Source organism: Guptibacillus hwajinpoensis (genome assembly GCF_001039475.1).
GTDB classification, from domain to species: Bacteria; Bacillota; Bacilli; order Bacillales; family Guptibacillaceae; genus Guptibacillus; species Guptibacillus hwajinpoensis.
Map to the genome: position 1 here is coordinate 1,959,824 of NZ_LELK01000001.1, position 17,019 is coordinate 1,976,842.

Below are 17,019 nucleotides of genomic sequence, written 5' to 3' on the forward strand. Positions count from 1 at the left end.
GGTTACTGTTCTCATTTCAATTCAGCTTAAAACATTTCTGAAACAGTTTTTGCTTGCATGTGAAGTCCAAGATAATCCGGACCACCTGCTTTAGAATCTGTTCCAGACATTTTGAATCCACCAAATGGATGGTATCCAACAATCGCACCTGTACAGTTACGGTTGAAGTATAGGTTACCTACATGGAAGTCCATTTTCGCCTGTTCGATGTGTGCACGGTTATTCGTGATAACAGCACCTGTTAAGCCATACTCTGTATTGTTCGCAATCTCAATTGCTTCATCGAAGTTATCTGCTTTCGTTAAGCAAACAACCGGTCCGAAGATTTCTTCCTGCTGCATCCGGGATTTCGGAGCAAGATCAGCAAACACAGTTGGCTTGATGAAATACCCTTTAGAGTCATCGCCTTCTCCACCTGCAACAAGACGTCCTTCTTCTTTCCCGATCTCAATGTAGCTCATGATCTTATCGAAAGAAGCCTGGTCAATGACTGGTCCCATGTACACATCTGGACCTGTCGTTTCGCCTAGCGTAAGTTCATTTGTTAATTCTACGACGCGATCGCGGACTTGATCGTATACCTCTTTAAGAATGACCGCACGGGAGCCTGCAGAACATTTCTGACCAGAGAAACCAAATGCCGAGACAACAATTGCCTGTGCAGCAAGTTCAAGATCTGCATCTTTATCTACAACGATCGTATCTTTACCACCCATTTCAACGATCACTCGCTTCAAGTGTTGTTGACCAGGCTGTACTTTTGCCGCACGCTCATAGATGCGCGTTCCAACTTCACGTGAACCAGTAAATGTAATGATTGATGTTTTTGGATGGTCAACAAGATAGTCGCCTACTTCTGCGCCGCTTCCTGGTACGAAGTTCAATACGCCTTTTGGAAGGCCAGCTTCTTCAAGTACTTCTACGAATTTCGCAGCTACAACTGGTGTTGCACTTGCTGGTTTAAGAAGTACTGTATTTCCTGTAACAAGCGGTGCTACTGCTGTACCAGCCATAATTGCAAACGCAAAGTTCCACGGTGGAATAACAAGAGCTACTCCGCTTGGCGTGTAAACATAGCGGTTCTGTTCGCCTGGACGACTTTCGATTGCTTTTCCTTCACCAAGCTCAATCATCTGACGAGCATAGTATTCCATGAAATCAATTGCTTCTGCAGTATCAGCATCAGCCTCTTTCCAAGGCTTTCCTGCTTCATAAACAAGGTATGCAGAGAATTCATGCTTACGGCGACGAACAATCGCAGCTGCGCGGAATAGAAGTTCAGCACGAGAGCGAGCAGACCATTTTCTCCAGCCTTCAAATGCTTCATCAGCAGCTTGGATCGCTCTCTCAGCATGCTCTTTTGTTGCTTTCGAAACGCGTCCAACAACTTGCTCTTTGTTTGCCGGATTTATGGAAACAATTTTGTCCTCTGTACTTACACGCTCACCATTAATGAGAAGATCATGATCTTTACCGAGCTCTTCTTTTACTAGCTTCAGTGCTTCTTCAAAAGCCTTCTTGTTTTCCTTAACAGTGAAATCAGTAAACGGTTCGTGTTTGTATGGTACTACCATGAGTAAATTCCCCTTTCGAATTTAAAAATTGATTTTATTTTTTTAACAATCCATTTAACGCAAAAGCAATGTTGGCAGGTCGTTCGGCTAACCGCCTCATAAAATACCCATACCAGTCATTTCCATAGGGCATATACACTCTTACTGTATAGCCTTCAGATAAAAGTTCTAGCTGTCTTTCGCTTCGCATGCCATATAGCATCTGGAATTCAAATTGATCTTTCGAAATGCCATGTTCTCTGACTAATTCTTTCGTGTACTGAATAATCGCGTCATCATGACTTGCAATTGCTGTGTAATTCCCATTCAATAAATGCTTCTTAATAAGGAGTTTCAAGTTATGATCAACATCAGATTTAGCAGGAAATGCTACTTCCGCTGATTCCTTGTAAGCGCCTTTAACAAGTCGTAAATTTGGCTTTACTTCGTTTAAATCATCCAGGTCCTGATCTGATCGATATAAATAAGATTGAATAACAGTTCCAATGTTGCTGTACTGCTTCTTTAGTGCTTTGTAGAGATCGAGCGTTGCCTGTGTCCTTGACGAGTCTTCCATATCAATCGTCACAAACACATCATACTTCCTAGCCTCATCCATAATCTGAATCATATTCTCCCATACAAGATCGTGATTAATATCAAGACCAAGTGACGTTACTTTAAGGGAAAGTTGTGAATTCAAATCATGAGCGCTGATCATTCGAATCGTCTGTAAACACTCAAGCGTTCGTTCTCTCGCTTCAGCTTCTGAAGCAACAAACTCCCCGAGATGGTCGACTGTCACACGTAACCCCTGACTATTCAAACTCTGAATTAGAGGTACAGCGTGCTCAAAGGATTCCCCGCCAACAATCTTATCAGCCCCAAACTTACTACCCCATCGTTTAGCAAATCGATCGAGTGAAGGCCTGCTGGCAAGAAAAAGGAAAAAACTCTTGTTGAGGGCTTCCAACGCTACCACGCTCCTTTAACCTATATCTCCAAACATTCATCAAGCAGCAAGTCGTAATAATATTTTCTTTCTTGTGAAAATTATATCGATTTTATAGTCCATCTGACAACGTATTGAAAACACAATAGTTCCCACCGATTTTTGTGGTTTAAGCACAATAGAAAAGCGAAAGCGGCTGTTTAGACCCCACAGGCACTGTGGAGCGTGCTCACAAAAAAGAAGCTGCAACCGCAGCTTCTCTGTTTAGACAATATAATTGGGATTTGGACAATAAAAATGTATTTTGGCTAATATAATTTGGTTTCGGACAATATATCCGAATTTTGGATAATAACCCACCCACTCCAAACAAACCGACCTATTTCGTAGCGCCTTTTTGCTCCTCTACAGCAGCCAGATATCGATTGTAGTAAGACGGAATGTTGTTTAGTAACAACAATTCAATATAAATATGACTTTTCATATTAAAATCTTCAAAATCGATGTCCGTTAAATCCTGGATCTGCTTCATGCGGTAATTAAGTGTATTCGGATGGATAAAGAGCTCGGCAGCCGTATGCTTTCCTTTACCATTGTTTGATAAGTACACTTCAAGTGTTTTTAACAAACTAGAATGACTCACTGAATCTTTCTCCATCAAGTTTAATAGGTTCTGATTGTAATAATGTTCTGTATTGTTTTTCTCATAAAGCGCAGCAAGATATCGATATACGCCAAGTTTGGAGAACTCGCGTGGCATCACGTCAGGTCTAGGTCCAATAAAATCAGCGGTCTCAATGACTTCCAGTGCTTCAAGAAAACTCTTTCTCATATCAATGAGCTCAACATACTCTTTTCCAATACCAATCAAAAAGGAATAGAATTCCTCATGAGTAAGTGCACTTTTTACGTATTCTACGAGCTCACGACTATTTTCGATCGCTGAACCTTTCCGGTCTTTAGTTCCTGATATCACAGCGACAACTTGTAAATCTGTTTTAAGTACCTGTAATTTGTGACGTTTGAATCGAGATAAAAGCTCAACTACTTCATTAAGAAGCGGTTCCTGCGCAGGTTCGGCTATCGACATGACGAGCACAGAAAAGCGGTCAGGTAATGGCAAACTCGCTACCTGTGCTTTCCTCCGAATTTGATTCTCACTTTCATACTCATGAAGAAGAACGTTCCATAGAAGTTTTTCCTGCTTTCCCTCGTGCTCCTGTCCTTTTCGGTAGGATTTATGAATCAGCTGACCTATATGTGGAGTGATTTCAGTTAGAAACGTCACCTCTTCATCCGATAGAAGCGTATTCGTTTCTTGAACCCATACATAGCCCATTGTTCGCTCTTCATAAATCGCTTTCACAACAATCCGTTGATAAAAACCGATCTCTTCAATTGGAGCTATCCGAATCGGTGCTTCATTGCTTTCCAACTGCTGTACAATGCCTTCTTTTTTCAGTCGATCAATAATGAAAACAGGACACTTTTTATACAAAATGGTTTTCTGTTGCGTTTGATCAAAGCTTTCAGATGCTGTGCTATATGAAATCAGTTCGAAATTTTTGTTTTCAATAATAACCGGCTTGTTTATAGCGATGCTGATGATTTCAGTTACTTTATGAATATCCGTCGCTTCTAAAATCTGTTCTTTTACATTTATCATGATCTACCCCTCCATCTCTGTACCGCCATTAACATTGAAACTAAAGGGTTTTAGCAATACTAGTCTACGTCGTGTTCATCCACTCTTATTATAGCGATTTCTCTACAAAAGAAAAACGTTATGGGAACATTTACATTATATATTGAGCCTTTCAAAAAGGTCTCAATAATCTATGGATTAACCAGGCTATCCCCTATGATAAACTATTGGAAACGCTTACTAAATAGCGGATTGAGATTCCCCTCACTAATTACAGCCTCTATTCTTCTAGCGTTTAATGCAGGAAATACACTGGTAGCAGCAATGACATATAACCTCCGCTTTATTTCTATTTAAAATAAAATGAACTTTACCCCTTCCATAATTGTATAAATATGTGAAAATGAAAAAATGAAGGGTGTGACAATATGGGTACTGGTTTTCTCGTAGGATTAATTGTTGCAGGTGTATTAGGCATTCTATTTGGTGTAATCATTGCTTCACTTCAGAAGCATGTTCACAAGAAAAACGGGAAGATTGACTTCTCAAAAACGAATCTCTACTTTTACTGGTCACGATGGGATTACGTCATGATTACGTCAGCTGCTTACTCAATCATTTGTATAACGGGGCTTTTCTATTTAGTAGTAAGTGGAGAGGATATCCAAAATCCTTTTGTGCAGTTTTTTCTTCATCAAACGTTCGTCTTCCCATTGCTTACATTTCTCTGGTTCATTTTCCGACTTGCGTATACGTATAAGGGCATAAAAGAGCGCTGGCCGAATGAGTTTTAATCGTTTAAGTAAATCGTCTGTTGAGATCACCGAACCTGAAACGCTAGAACAAGCGTATACACTTTATAAAGATTCACTGTATCGTTTCATCTATCGCTATACCCTGGATGAACAGCTCAGCATTGATCTTGTACAGGATACATTCCTTAAGTTTCATAACTATAAGAAACGCTTTGATTCTAATCAATCGTCATTAAAAACGTATCTGTTTACTATCGCTTATCAATTGATGATCAATAAATTAAAGCGTCGCCACAAACTTAAGACTCTTCTTCCTTTTCTCGTCAATGAGCAAGATCATCCTACTAACAAACTAGATGATAAAATGGCAGTTCAATGGGCTATAAAGAAACTTCCTGAAAAGCAACGTGCTGTTATCTTACTAATTTACTATCACGATATGACTCAGGAAGAAACGTCAGCTGTGCTTGAAATTCCGATCGGCACCGTCAAATCGAGATTATCTTCTGCGATTAAACGTATGCGTGAAGTAATGGAGGGAAAACCCGATGAAACGCAAAAATAACCAAACGATCCCAGAAGAACTACATGAACTTTTAGATAAGTATACGGTGGATGTTCCCCCTATACCTCTTAGAAAAAACAAGTTAGATCAAGTTGGAGATTTTCTGACAGAGCCAGTATCTAACCCGCTTGACAGTAAGTCAATATCACCCTCATTGCTACTCAAAATTCAGTTAGCCCCTATTGGAGTTGTGCTTGCATTATCTACAGGGGCAATGCTATTGATGTAGTGAAGACAAAAAAAGCGTGAAGCACTAGTGCTTCACGCTCTTTCCATCACTTCTCGATATGATCAAATTCTTTTTCCCATTTAGCAAAACCACCGCTAAAGTTTAAGATATCTTTGAACCCTAGAGATTGTAGTAGGCTTGTTCCGATTGCTGAACGTGTACCCGATTGACAGTGAACGACTACCGTTTTGTCTTCTGGGATTTCCTCAGCTTGATCTTCTAAATACCCTAGCATATGGTGATTTGCACCAGGAATGTGGCCTTTGTTCCATTCATCTTGTTTTCTTATATCGACAACATAAACGTCGTCTTTTTCATAGACATCCTTTAGCTCTTCAGCAGTAATAAAGGAGTACCCTTCGAGATCATTCCACTGTGAAAGTAGCTCTGGACCTGCAAATGCTTTAATGTTATCAATTCCGATTGAATGCAGTGCTTTCACAATTTCTTCTTGCTTGTCTTCCTCTGCAATTAGAAGCAAGTTATGGTCATAATCAAGTACCCAACCTGACCAATTCGTGAATGCTTTATTAAATGGGAGATTAATCGCACCATCAATGTGACCAGCCGCAAAATCAGTTGCTGGACGAGTATCAACGACAGTTGTGTTTTCTTTTGAAGCAAGAGCACTAAACTCATCAACATTTGAGATTTTTTCTAGGTTCTCACCAGTTAAAACGTTCGGTCCTTTTTTATTTACCTTTTTCATAACCGCAAAGTAAGTTGGAGCTTCAGGCTGTTCGTTAAGAAGTTCTTTCACAAATGAACCTTCATTCTCTTCCTTTAACGCCCAGTTATTGCGTAGTTCGTAGCCTACAGTAGATTGTGGAACTGCACCTAACGACTTACCACATGCACTTCCTGCACCATGCCCCGGCCAAACTGTGAGATATTCTGGTAGTTCTTTAAATTTTTGTAGCGAACTGAACATTGATTTTGCTCCAGTTTCAGCTGTTCCTTTTGCCCCAGCCGCTTTTTCAAGCAAATCTGGACGACCAATATCACCAACAAAAACAAAGTCTCCTGTGAAAATGCCCATTGGTACTTCAGATCCGCCACCGTGATCGGTTAGAACGAATGAAATGCTTTCTGGGGTATGCCCTGGGGTATGCATAACACCAAGTTCAATATTACCTACTTTGATCGATGAACCATCTTTAACAAGTTCAACATTTAATCCGTCAAGATAACCGTACTTCCAGTCTTGATCTCCTTCATCAGACAAGTATAATTTCACATCGTGTTTTTCTGCGAGCTGGCGTGCGCCCGAAACAAAATCAGCATGAATGTGCGTTTCTGCTGCTGCAGCTAAATGAAAGCCTTCCTTTTTAGCTACTTCTAAATATGGCGTAACATCACGTGCAGGATCAATAACCAATGCTTCACCTGTTCGCTGACATCCAATTAAATAAGAATATTGTGCGAGCTTTTCGTCGAAAAACGTTCGTAAATACATTTGTTTTGCCTCCTGAATGAAAAATGATTAATTACCCTATGGGGTATTTGAATTCATCATAAACCCTTTTAAAATTTTCTTCAACCATTCTGCTTTTATACCCTACAAGGTAGTCCACTCTATATAAGTCTTTATTACCTAACCTTATCCTTTCTAAACTTTGAAATTCCTACTCTCAATGTACACAAAAGAAAAACCGAATAGTGAAAAACACTATTCGGCATAAGCACTATTATTATTTAGGTCCTGCAATAGCTGCTGTTTGCAAAGCTTCTTGAACAGCTTTATAAGCATCTACATAACCTGCTCCAACCTCGTGATAAGCATAACCAGACATTGGTTCTGCCGTATTCTCGAGAGCGCTTAAAGCAGCATCAGGTTGGAGATCTGGATTCGCTTCTTCCATTAAAGCTAGAACACCCGAGATATGAGGTGTAGCCATGCTTGTTCCACTGGATGTTGTGTAATATGGAAGGTACTCAGGTGCAATGTAATTTACATCTTTCGTTGTACCTAGCGTATTAATAATAACTCCTGTAGATGATTTAGTAGCGACAATATCAACACCTGGAGCAGTAATATCAGGGTGAAGAAGTGGATCACCGGCTACTCCCCTAGAAGAAAAGTCAGCAAGCTGCTTATCCTTAGTACCAGCTGCAACTGAGATAACCCAAGGTGCTGCAGAATAAGGATTCAACGTGTTATCTTCTGGCCCTTCGTTTCCGGCTGCAAATGTTACAGTCATACCATTATCATGTGCGATTTTACTTGCTACGTTAATTGGGTCGTTCGGAGAATATTCTCCAGTTGATCCCCAGCTGTTACTAATAATATCAATACCGTACTCTTCCTGATGCTCAATAACATAATTAAAGCTTTCAAGAGCCCAGAGAATATTTAGACCTTCACCCGCACCAAGTCCAACTAATTTAGCGTCAGGTGCTACGCCTGCATATAACCCATCGCTTGCTTCACCAAGTCCAGCAATTGTCCCAGCAACATGTGTCCCGTGGCCTGAACTTGTATCTGTGTTTGGCACATTCTCTAGATAAACGTCTTGTCCACCGAAGATGCTGCCGCCTACCAGCATCTTGACGTTTTGTACAACCTTAGAACCAAATGGAAGGTCTGGATGTGTGCCATCAATACCACTATCGATCACAGCAACAGTAGTTCCCTTACCAGTATAGCCAAGATCACTCCAAACTTTTTCTGCACCAATTACTGTTCTGCTATCTTTCATTAAGTAGTCTAATTTCTTGTTTTTATAAATGGATACAGCATTTGTCTTACTTTTCAATAGTGAATCGATTTCTAATGCGGTTCCCGTTATCCCAACAATCGGCAATTCACTGAACGTTTTGAGTGATAAACCTAACGATTTCAGAAGATCTAGTTCCTCGACAGTGGGTTTAGCATCATATGTAAGAATCGCTTCAACCTCTGTCCACCCTGTTACTTTGTTTAGAACATTATCCAATGTGCTGTCAATTTCAAGGTTACTCGCCTGAGTTGGTTTAGCATGACCTGGAATCAGCATAGCCAATACTAGAACTGCCACCAATAATAGTTTACTTAGAAATTTCATTAAATCCCTCCGTCTTTATTCGTAATTAAGTTGTACCCACGCCTCTAGTATAAAGAACATTCAGAATGTTTTGTATTGGGAAATGACAGTTGATTATTTCAACTTAAAAGCATTTTCGAGAAGGACATTTCCCAATAACCTAAAATTTTCTAGTCTAACTTGTGGTTATAAAACGACAACATTCGGGAACGTCTCTTAAAGCGTGTTTAGACATACGACATGATAACGGAGGTTTTCTAATGTTTACGTTCAGTGATATTCCAATGTTCTTTGTGAACTTTTTTGTGATATTACCAATTATCACGCTCATACATGAAGCAGGTCACGTTCTTATTGCTCGACTTTTTGGCGGTAAAATTAAATTCTGTATAGGAACAGGAAAGACGGTCTTTCATATTGGTCCACTTGAAGTAAAAAAGAAGTATTTTATGGAAGGATGGTGTCAGTACGAAGATCTAACTTATAACAGAACGTGGGCACACGTGGCGATTTATGCAGCAGGTAGTTTATTTAATATCATTGTAATTCTCATCATGAACGCTTTAATCTATGCTGACGTAATACCTGTTGACTTGTTTTTCTATCAATTCACTTACTTCTCGATCTACTTTATTTTCTTCTCCCTTATGCCTTATCGAAACGACGCTGGAAAGCCAAGCGATGGCATGGCAATCTTTGATGTAATACGCTATGGAAAAGCCGAAGATCCGATCGATTAAGTGATGACTCCTATTCATAAATAGAAGGGTATCAGAGCGAAAGCTACTGATACCCTTTTTTATGAACTACCAAAAGAAAATTGGTCGCTCACAACTTACTTTTTGCATCCTGAGTCTAAATTACTAGAAAATTGTAAATAATAACGCTTTTTTATAGCGAGAATTTAATATTAAATTAGTACTATAATCCTACAAAAGTCGGAAAACCTCTTAATAAAAACCAAAATAATACAAATAAAGGTGATAATAGTAGTGATTTTCTTCGCGCATAATATGGTTGACTACTAAAGTATTCCAATGTAGAATTTAGGGCTTTTTTAATTTATGAATGTAATGTGGTAGCATACTTATCGGTGCGCACCTTAGAAAATACACAGACAAGGAAGTGGCATAATGGAAATTACACATAATCCGAACCTCCTATGGTTTGTCATTGCATATGGCATCCTAATGGTAGGTTTGGGCATTTATTTCTCAAAGAAGGTTTCTAATAGTGAGGACTTCATTCTTGCTGGTAAGGGACTCGGTGCTCTTGTACTAACAGGAACCCTGCTAGCTACATGGACTGGTAGCGGTAGTATTTCCGGTGGAGAAACGTCTATGGCTTATAGCTACGGCATTATTCCAGCGTTTCTTATGGCCATACCGACAATCATAGGGATTCTCGTTCTTTATATTATTGCTCCTAGAATTCGAGCTTTCGGTAAATATACAGTTTCTTCGATTCTAGAAGAAAAATATGGTTCATTCGCGAGGATGTTAGCCGGTATTATCATCATTCTTGCTTATGTTGGAATTGTTTCTTATCAAATGAAGGGTTTTGGATTCATACTCAATCTAACAACCGGCATCTCAGTTGAAACAGGAACAATCATTGGGGCAGCTCTTATTATTTTCCTTGCAACAATTGGAGGTCTGCGTTCAGTTGCTCCTACTGATGCAATCAGCGCTATTCTTATGGTTCTAGGATTAGCCATCACCTTACCAACAATCTTTGTAATTGCTGGAGGGTGGGATAACATCGTTGCGAATGTGCCATCCGATCACTTAACATTCAGTGGTCAATTATCAAACATTCAACTTCTAGGATATTTGTTGCCTTCTTTATTTCTACTGTTGGCTGACCAAAACATGTACCAACGATTGGCGTCTTCAAGTGGCGATCAGTCTTCAAAGAAAGCACAAATTGGTTGGCTTGTAGCCATGATTCTAATTTCACCGACAATTGGCTTAATTGCATTCGCAGCTCGGTCACTTTTTCCAAATATCGATCCAGGAATGGCTCTAATGGCAACAACAGTTGTTATGCCAACGTTTGTAGGAGGTATTCTTTTAACAGCAGCAACTGCATTTATTATTACAACGGGTAACTCCTACCTACTATCTGCCGCAACTAATGTAACGTACGATATTTTTGGTAAATATATCAACAAAGATGCAACGGATAGACAATTGTTAGTTATGACAAAGTGGTTCATTGTTATCCTAGGTGTACTTGCTTACATTATCATTAGTTTCTTCCCAACTGTTCTTTCTGTTCAAATGTATGCTTATACCGTTTACGGAGCAGGAATCACGCCAGCTGTTCTAGCTGTCTTCTTCTGGAAACGCGTGAACATTTACGGTGGTATTTCATCTATGATTGCTGGTGTTGTCACAACTCTTGTTTGGGAAATTCCACTATCAAAACCATTTGACTTAAACAGTGTTCTCTTTGCTGTACCTGTCGCTGTTATCGTACTAATTATTGTAACGCTCGCGACATCAAACAAAACAAAGACTGCCTAATAAACTAATCAGACTTTCTATAGAATAGGTTGTGAATAAATATGAATCAACGACTAGAAAAATTCTCTAACTGGCTAAAGGAAACTGAACAAACATTTGCATTTGTTCATTCTTCTTCCAATGTATTCTATCTTTCTGACTTCGAATGCGAACCTCATGAACGGTTATTAGGTCTATTTATTTTCCCTGAGCATGAACCGTTTCTAGTTCTTCCTGGAATGGAAGTAGATCAAGCGAAAGACGCAGGGTGGGAACATGAAATCATCGGTCATGGTGACGCTGATAACCCATGGGATATGATTCACACAGCATTGAAGAACAGAGGGATTATGGAAGCTACCAAAGTTGCAATCGAGAAAGAAACCCTCTCTTATGGACGTGCAGAAGAAGTGATGAAACGATACCCTTCCGTTACATTTACAAGCGCTGAAGATAAACTAAATGAGCTTCGCTTAATTAAAGACACGAAAGAATTAGAAGTTCTTAAGAAGGCCGCTGCATTAGCCGATTTTGGTGTTGAAACAGGAGTAAAAGCACTTCGCGAGGGCTGTACGGAAATGGAAGTTCTTGCAACGATTGAATACGAACTAAAGAAAAAAGGCATTCGAGAAATGTCCTTTTCAACAATGGTCCTATTTGGTGAGAAAGCAGGACAACCACATGGGAATCCTGGAGATCGAAAGCTTAAAAAAGGCGATCTTGTTCTATTCGATCTTGGTGTTGTATTAGACGGATATTGCTCTGATATTACAAGAACTGTTGCATTCCAAGAAGTAAACGAAAAGCAAAAAGAAATTTATGATATTGTCTTAAACGCTCAGCTTCAAACGCTTGAAATATCAAAACCTGGAACAAGACTAGGCGATTTAGATATAACGGCTAGAGAAGTTATTTCTAAAGCAGGTTACGGTGACTACTTCCCACACCGAATCGGTCACGGAATAGGAATTGATGTCCATGAATACCCTTCAATGAGTGAAAATAACGACTCTCTTTTAGTCGAAGGTATGACCTACACAATCGAACCGGGTATTTATCTCCCAGAGGTTGGTGGAGTGAGAATTGAAGATGATGTACTTGTTACAAAATCAGGATATGAAACGCTAACCAAATATCCTAAAGAGCTTCAAATCATTAAATAATAGTAAGAAAAGACCGACTCTGCGAAGAGTCGGTCTTTTCTATTTGTATACCATTAACGTTCCAATGTCGTGTATTGGTAACTTATAAATATTCTTCATGTGGTGCATGTGTTGGATATAGCATATAGTACATCGGATACGCTCTTTCATACCAAAACTGAATAATCGGACCTAGAAGAATGACAAGTGCAACTGTTCCTATCCCAACTGGTCCACCTATAAGAAGTGCAAGTGTTGCCATAATCACAGCAACAATTGTCTGTCCCATTTGTAAGCTCAGATTAAATCGAGAACTTACAACAAGGAACAATTGATCGAACGGAGCTCTTGGAAACTGTGGCAAAATATAGATTGCAACTCCTAGCCCAATTGTTACCATACCTGCGATAAGGATAAAGACTTTTGCCATTAGTGGCGCAGCTGATAAATTAATTGATGCAAATACAATTTCTAGCCAGAAATCGAGAATAAAACTTTCTAATACAATCGGTAAGGCTGCTAACCATTCTGGCTTTTGCTTCATAAGACTACTGTTAATGAATATAACAAGTATCTGAAACATCCCATACCAGAATCCTACTGTTAAACCTACTAAATCTGATATACCAATAAAAAAGGACGTCCAGAAACCTGCGCCAAGTGTAGCGTGAATAATTAGTGCTACACCGAAAAAGTTAATAAACATACCTAGAAGGTAAATCGTAACTCGATAAAACATTACGACCTCCTCCCTTCCTATAAAATAAATAAAATCTGGTAGAGTGAAACTCCCTCTTATGATGACGTTTTTGTTACGCTTTGCTGTCAGCCGAGGTCCTGTCTCATCGATTGGAAGAGAGGATACTTTCTACGATTTTTCGAGTTCATTTTATTAGCGATTAATCGAATCGTCAATCGGTTTTACTTAAAAAACATAATTCCATTTTTTTCAGGGATTTCGATTTATTTTTACACAATAAAAAATGCTGCCCATTTGGACAACATTAAAATTTAATCAAAGCTCTTGTTGTAGACATTGTTGATATAGTGGGTTAATTTCCGCTCCAATTAGTGTGGTTTTTTATACAAAAAGCGTTCAAAAACACAATCTTTTAAAAAGAACATTTCGAGCTTGGCCTCAATCAAAGATGTGTTTGGCAAGCGCCTGCTTTAGTGTACTGTGTGTTTGGATTGAAGAAAAATCAATTCCTAGATGAACCATCGTCTGGGCTACTTCTGGTCGTATGCCTGAGAGTATACCTTTGACACCAAGAAGTTCTAGAGAATAGATAATATTAAAGATATTATTCGCTACCATTGTATCTACAATCGTTACTCCAGAAAGGTCGATAAAGATATGGGTTAGACTTTTCTGAGTCGATTCCCTTAAAGCCGTTTCCATTAACAAACTTGCACGATGAGTATCGATATCTCCTATAATAGGTAAAACCGCTACACCTTCAAGAATGGGAACAACTGGTACAGAAAGTTCTAGAAACACTTCCTGAGCATGACTAAGGGTGCTCTTATACGCTGCTACATAGGCTGTACTAAAAGCATAAACAGCCTGATCAATTAAAGGGTTAATAATGCGTGAGATCTCAAAAACAGTTTGAAGCGAGCAATTAGACTCAACTGAAATTTCCTCGATCACTTGCCATAAAGCCTGTCTATATTGAGATGTATTACTAAGTGAATTGTCTAGCTCTGATCCATAGTTAACAGCAAATTCACCAGTATCGCGAGCCCAACTTGTGACACTTTCCATTGCTTTACTACGATCACCTAGAATGGCATCTACACAAAGTTGAATCAATTCCTCATTTAACTTTGTTACCTTTTCATATTCAAACTCGTCATTAACTAGGCTTTTTGCTATTTCGTATTTTCTCTCTTGAATCTTCTCTCCAATCATGATGACTTCTTTTTCAATGACAGGATGTACTGACATACTTCTAACCTCCGATATCATATCGAATCTCTTCTTCATTATAGAAGAAAAAAATTTATTTTACATTAAAAACTTCGTAGTCCCTCTCCGTTTTATATTCTTTGTTTGCATCATGGAGGCTTATAATCATCCTTTCAAAGAAACAAACACGCTCAAATCCAACACTTCTTTCTCTTTAGTCCTTCGCTTTTCAAAACCTTTTTCCAGATGATGTTTGCTTTTTTTGGAGGACGTGTTATACTAAGGTTAATTATTGTTGTTCGGTACTGATTATTAAAGAATAGGCTACTTCAGAAAGTACTTACATCTCAAATGATTATGTAGAGCAGTAATAGTAATATTTGTGCAAAACGCACTTGGAGGATACACATATGAACAAAGGTACAGTAAAATGGTTTAACGCAGAAAAAGGTTTTGGCTTCATCGAAGTTGAAGGCGGAGACGACGTATTCGTACATTTCTCAGCTATTCAAGGCGAAGGTTTCAAAACTCTTGAAGAAGGTCAAACAGTTACTTTTGACACTGAGCAAGGTAACCGCGGACCACAAGCTACTAACGTAACTAAAGCGTAAATAGCATATACTAAAAGGCTTTTCCCTTCTGGGAAAAGCCTTTTATTTTGTTTTCTATTCAATTACGGGTAATACATTTGTCACATAGGTACCTGCAATTAAGTCGTGAAGAGAACGATGATCTGAACGAGTTGCAACCATAATTATACTAATAAGAAACCCTATTCCCATCGTTAAGACATACACTAAGAAAGCTACAACAATTCTAAGAACCATCGTTAGAAATCCGGGCGGTTCCCCATTGATTCGAACGATCCTTATCCCGAGTACTCGTTTTCCAACCGTATAGCCATACCAGAAAATTGGCAGAAGAAAATAATAAAGAAACTGTATTAATCCACTCACTTCTTCTCCAGATTGCCCTTGAATAACGTAATTAGTTAAAAGTGATAACGGTACACCAAGTAGAAAAGCATCGACTAAACAGGCACCTACACGCGGCCAAAACCCAACTGTAACCGTAGGATCCATTCTGGAAAGCCCCTCCCGAATTACCTTTTTAACCAAAAGTTATGAAGTTGCCTCCTCTTTTATACTCATAAATTTAGCTGGATCCAAATCACCCTCAATTGCGATTGCAGTCAGGCCATCCTCAGTTGTCGTTTCATGCCATTCATCTTTATCCCAAAACACTGCATCGCCCGCTTTTACTTTAACGAGTTCATCTTCTTCTCCTCTCACCCACCCTTCTCCACTCAGAATTAAGAATAGCTGAGGGGTGACAGCCTGGTGGTAACCGATAATATTCTCTTTATCTAAATACATTGCTCCGATATGTACACTTGAATCCGTCTGGGTAATTCTTGACATAACAAATTGTGAACCAAATTTCGTTATTTCTTTGCCTGATGTGCGATTAAAGTTGTAAATTTCCATATCGATATCCTCCTACATTCGCTAAAATCTGTTTATAGTACTTATATTGGCAGCTAAAGATTATATCTAGTTACTTCCTTATATGGTACCTCTTCTCAAAGTACTCAAAACCTACCATTCTTGGTTACTCTCTTCATAAAATTCTCCCTAGATACTTTATTCTCATTCCTTGTGACTATTCCCTCCCGCTTGAAAATAATGGATTTGATTATTTTCAAGCATAGACAAAAGCAACCTCCAAGGAGATTGCTTTTGTCTATGTATGAAACAACTGACCTTCTAGTGCTTTGATGTAACGTTCAGCTGATTTTTGTACAGCACGATCTGCTTCAGTTACTACTATCTTATGAAATGCATTATAAATTCGATTAAACTTGAGTGGGTTTACTTTGTCTGCCATCTCTTTCACTTTATTTGCAGGTAGGGGGATTAAATTCGGATAGCTGTACATAAAGCTTACCCACTCTTGATCTGCTACAACTTGAATAATATCTCCAGTTAGCAATAAGCCCCTTCCATCATTTCCACTTTCTGAATGAAGTACTGCTCCACCTTTGAAATGACCTCCAAGACGATAGATCGTTAACCCAGATGCAAGTTCTAGCGCCTCACCGCTCCAAAAATGAATAAGCTCACTATCTCTCATCACCCACTGTTGATCGTCTTCATGAATATAAATCGGTACATTGAAAGCCTCTGCCCATTCTACCTGAGTTGAATAATAATGTGGATGGGAAAGAGCAATTGCATCGAGTCCACCCAGGTCCATTATACGGTTGATTGTTTGTGAATCAAGATAGGATATGCAATCCCACATTAGATTAAAGCCACCTTGTTGAACAATATATGCTGTCTGACCAATTCCAAAAGATGGCGCAGTTGTAATACTATAAAGTCCTCTTTCTTCTTCAATCACTTGATTTTGAAACTGTTTCCCTTCCTGCATCTTTTCAAGCGTTGTCCACTCCTGTCCCTCAGGATTCACATATTGCCGCTCTTCCCTACAAATAGTACAACCCTCTGGATCGTTCTCCATTAATGCATATTGCGTACCACAGGTAATACAAATGGATCGGTTCATGGGTATCTTCTCCCTTTCATTTACTCCTTAATCCTTATGGGAATTATAACCTAACTTGTTTCAGAGTGACTCAAGCAAATGTCTTATTTGGGTCTACAACTTTTGTACGATGTCTATTTGTAAGGCTCTTTTCTAAAAGATTGTTGCTTTTTGAAGGATTTTTCTCAA

General features: G+C 39.0%; 17 protein-coding genes. 7 read left to right on the plus strand and 10 right to left on the minus strand.

The window, feature by feature from the left end; genetic code table 11:
- Positions 1 to 26 precede the first annotated feature (26 nt).
- From pruA to AB986_RS09785, 3 genes are all read right to left on the minus strand, one after another.
- Positions 27 to 1,574 (minus strand): L-glutamate gamma-semialdehyde dehydrogenase, encoded by a 1,548-nt coding sequence (gene pruA / locus AB986_RS09775; protein WP_048310632.1) that lies wholly within the window; start codon positions 1,572 to 1,574, stop codon positions 27 to 29.
- 34 nt (positions 1,575 to 1,608) lie between these two features.
- Positions 1,609 to 2,526 carry a proline dehydrogenase family protein gene (locus AB986_RS09780; protein ID WP_048310633.1) on the minus strand — a complete coding sequence of 306 codons (918 nt, stop codon included), beginning with the start codon at positions 2,524 to 2,526 and terminating at the stop codon, positions 1,609 to 1,611.
- A 358-nt stretch (positions 2,527 to 2,884) separates the two neighbouring features.
- Entirely contained in the window at positions 2,885 to 4,171 is a 1,287-nt protein-coding gene (locus AB986_RS09785) for a PucR family transcriptional regulator (RefSeq protein WP_048310634.1), read from the minus strand.
- Positions 4,172 to 4,578: 407 nt separating this feature from the next.
- On the opposite strand from AB986_RS09785, the gene AB986_RS09790 reads away from it, so the two are divergent.
- From AB986_RS09790 to AB986_RS09800, 3 genes are read left to right on the plus strand one after another with little or no spacing between them, the layout of a single operon-like run.
- Positions 4,579 to 4,944 carry a hypothetical protein gene (locus AB986_RS09790; protein ID WP_048310635.1) on the plus strand — a complete coding sequence of 122 codons (366 nt, stop codon included), beginning with the start codon at positions 4,579 to 4,581 and terminating at the stop codon, positions 4,942 to 4,944.
- Entirely contained in the window at positions 4,934 to 5,470 is a 537-nt protein-coding gene (locus AB986_RS09795; protein WP_048310636.1) for an RNA polymerase sigma factor, read from the plus strand. Before AB986_RS09790 ends, AB986_RS09795 begins: the two co-directional genes overlap by 11 nt.
- A complete protein-coding gene (locus AB986_RS09800) occupies positions 5,454 to 5,699 on the plus strand; it encodes a hypothetical protein (protein ID WP_048310637.1) in 246 nt (81 codons plus the stop codon). The genes AB986_RS09795 and AB986_RS09800 overlap by 17 nt, the downstream gene beginning before the upstream one ends.
- A 46-nt stretch (positions 5,700 to 5,745) precedes the next feature.
- Here the strand turns inward: AB986_RS09800 and AB986_RS09805 are convergent, their stop codons facing one another.
- On the minus strand, positions 5,746 to 7,155 hold the full coding sequence (locus tag AB986_RS09805; RefSeq protein WP_048310638.1) for an MBL fold metallo-hydrolase: 1,410 nt from the start codon (positions 7,153 to 7,155) through the stop codon (positions 5,746 to 5,748).
- 235 nt (positions 7,156 to 7,390) lie between these two features.
- Positions 7,391 to 8,743 carry a S8 family peptidase gene (locus AB986_RS09810; protein ID WP_053216112.1) on the minus strand — a complete coding sequence of 451 codons (1,353 nt, stop codon included), beginning with the start codon at positions 8,741 to 8,743 and terminating at the stop codon, positions 7,391 to 7,393.
- A 239-nt stretch (positions 8,744 to 8,982) separates the two neighbouring features.
- Here AB986_RS09810 and AB986_RS09815 point away from each other — a divergent pair, with 239 nt between their 5' ends.
- The 3 genes from AB986_RS09815 (at position 8,983) to AB986_RS09825 (ending at position 12,392) form a co-directional block, all read left to right on the plus strand.
- Entirely contained in the window at positions 8,983 to 9,462 is a 480-nt protein-coding gene (locus AB986_RS09815; RefSeq protein WP_048310639.1) for a site-2 protease family protein, read from the plus strand.
- A 393-nt stretch (positions 9,463 to 9,855) separates the two neighbouring features.
- Positions 9,856 to 11,250 carry a sodium:solute symporter family protein gene (locus AB986_RS09820; RefSeq protein ID WP_048310640.1) on the plus strand — a complete coding sequence of 465 codons (1,395 nt, stop codon included), beginning with the start codon at positions 9,856 to 9,858 and terminating at the stop codon, positions 11,248 to 11,250.
- Between the two features lie 41 nt (positions 11,251 to 11,291).
- Positions 11,292 to 12,392: a M24 family metallopeptidase gene (locus AB986_RS09825; protein WP_048310641.1), complete on the plus strand. Its 1,101-nt coding sequence runs from the start codon at positions 11,292 to 11,294 to the stop codon at positions 12,390 to 12,392.
- A gap of 82 nt (positions 12,393 to 12,474) precedes the next feature.
- Here AB986_RS09825 and AB986_RS09830 read toward each other — a convergent pair whose 3' ends face one another.
- Both AB986_RS09830 and AB986_RS09835 read right to left on the minus strand, forming a co-directional pair.
- The gene (locus AB986_RS09830) at positions 12,475 to 13,110 is read right to left on the minus strand and encodes a YczE/YyaS/YitT family protein (protein ID WP_048310642.1); all 636 of its coding nucleotides are present in this window, start codon (positions 13,108 to 13,110) and stop codon (positions 12,475 to 12,477) included.
- A 399-nt stretch (positions 13,111 to 13,509) separates the two neighbouring features.
- Positions 13,510 to 14,322: an STAS domain-containing protein gene (locus AB986_RS09835; RefSeq protein WP_053216113.1), complete on the minus strand. Its 813-nt coding sequence runs from the start codon at positions 14,320 to 14,322 to the stop codon at positions 13,510 to 13,512.
- A 371-nt stretch (positions 14,323 to 14,693) separates the two neighbouring features.
- On the opposite strand from AB986_RS09835, the gene AB986_RS09840 reads away from it, so the two are divergent.
- On the plus strand, positions 14,694 to 14,894 hold the full coding sequence (locus AB986_RS09840; RefSeq protein ID WP_048310643.1) for a cold-shock protein: 201 nt from the start codon (positions 14,694 to 14,696) through the stop codon (positions 14,892 to 14,894).
- Between the two features lie 54 nt (positions 14,895 to 14,948).
- Here the strand turns inward: AB986_RS09840 and AB986_RS09845 are convergent, their stop codons facing one another.
- From AB986_RS09845 to AB986_RS09855, 3 genes are all read right to left on the minus strand, one after another.
- Positions 14,949 to 15,365, minus strand: a complete 417-nt coding sequence (locus AB986_RS09845; RefSeq protein WP_048310644.1) for an RDD family protein — start codon at positions 15,363 to 15,365, stop codon at positions 14,949 to 14,951.
- Positions 15,366 to 15,404: 39 nt separating this feature from the next.
- On the minus strand, positions 15,405 to 15,770 hold the full coding sequence (locus AB986_RS09850) for a cupin domain-containing protein (protein ID WP_048310645.1): 366 nt from the start codon (positions 15,768 to 15,770) through the stop codon (positions 15,405 to 15,407).
- A gap of 256 nt (positions 15,771 to 16,026) precedes the next feature.
- Positions 16,027 to 16,851 (minus strand): MBL fold metallo-hydrolase, encoded by an 825-nt coding sequence (locus AB986_RS09855; protein ID WP_048310646.1) that lies wholly within the window; start codon positions 16,849 to 16,851, stop codon positions 16,027 to 16,029.
- Positions 16,852 to 17,019 lie beyond the last annotated feature (168 nt).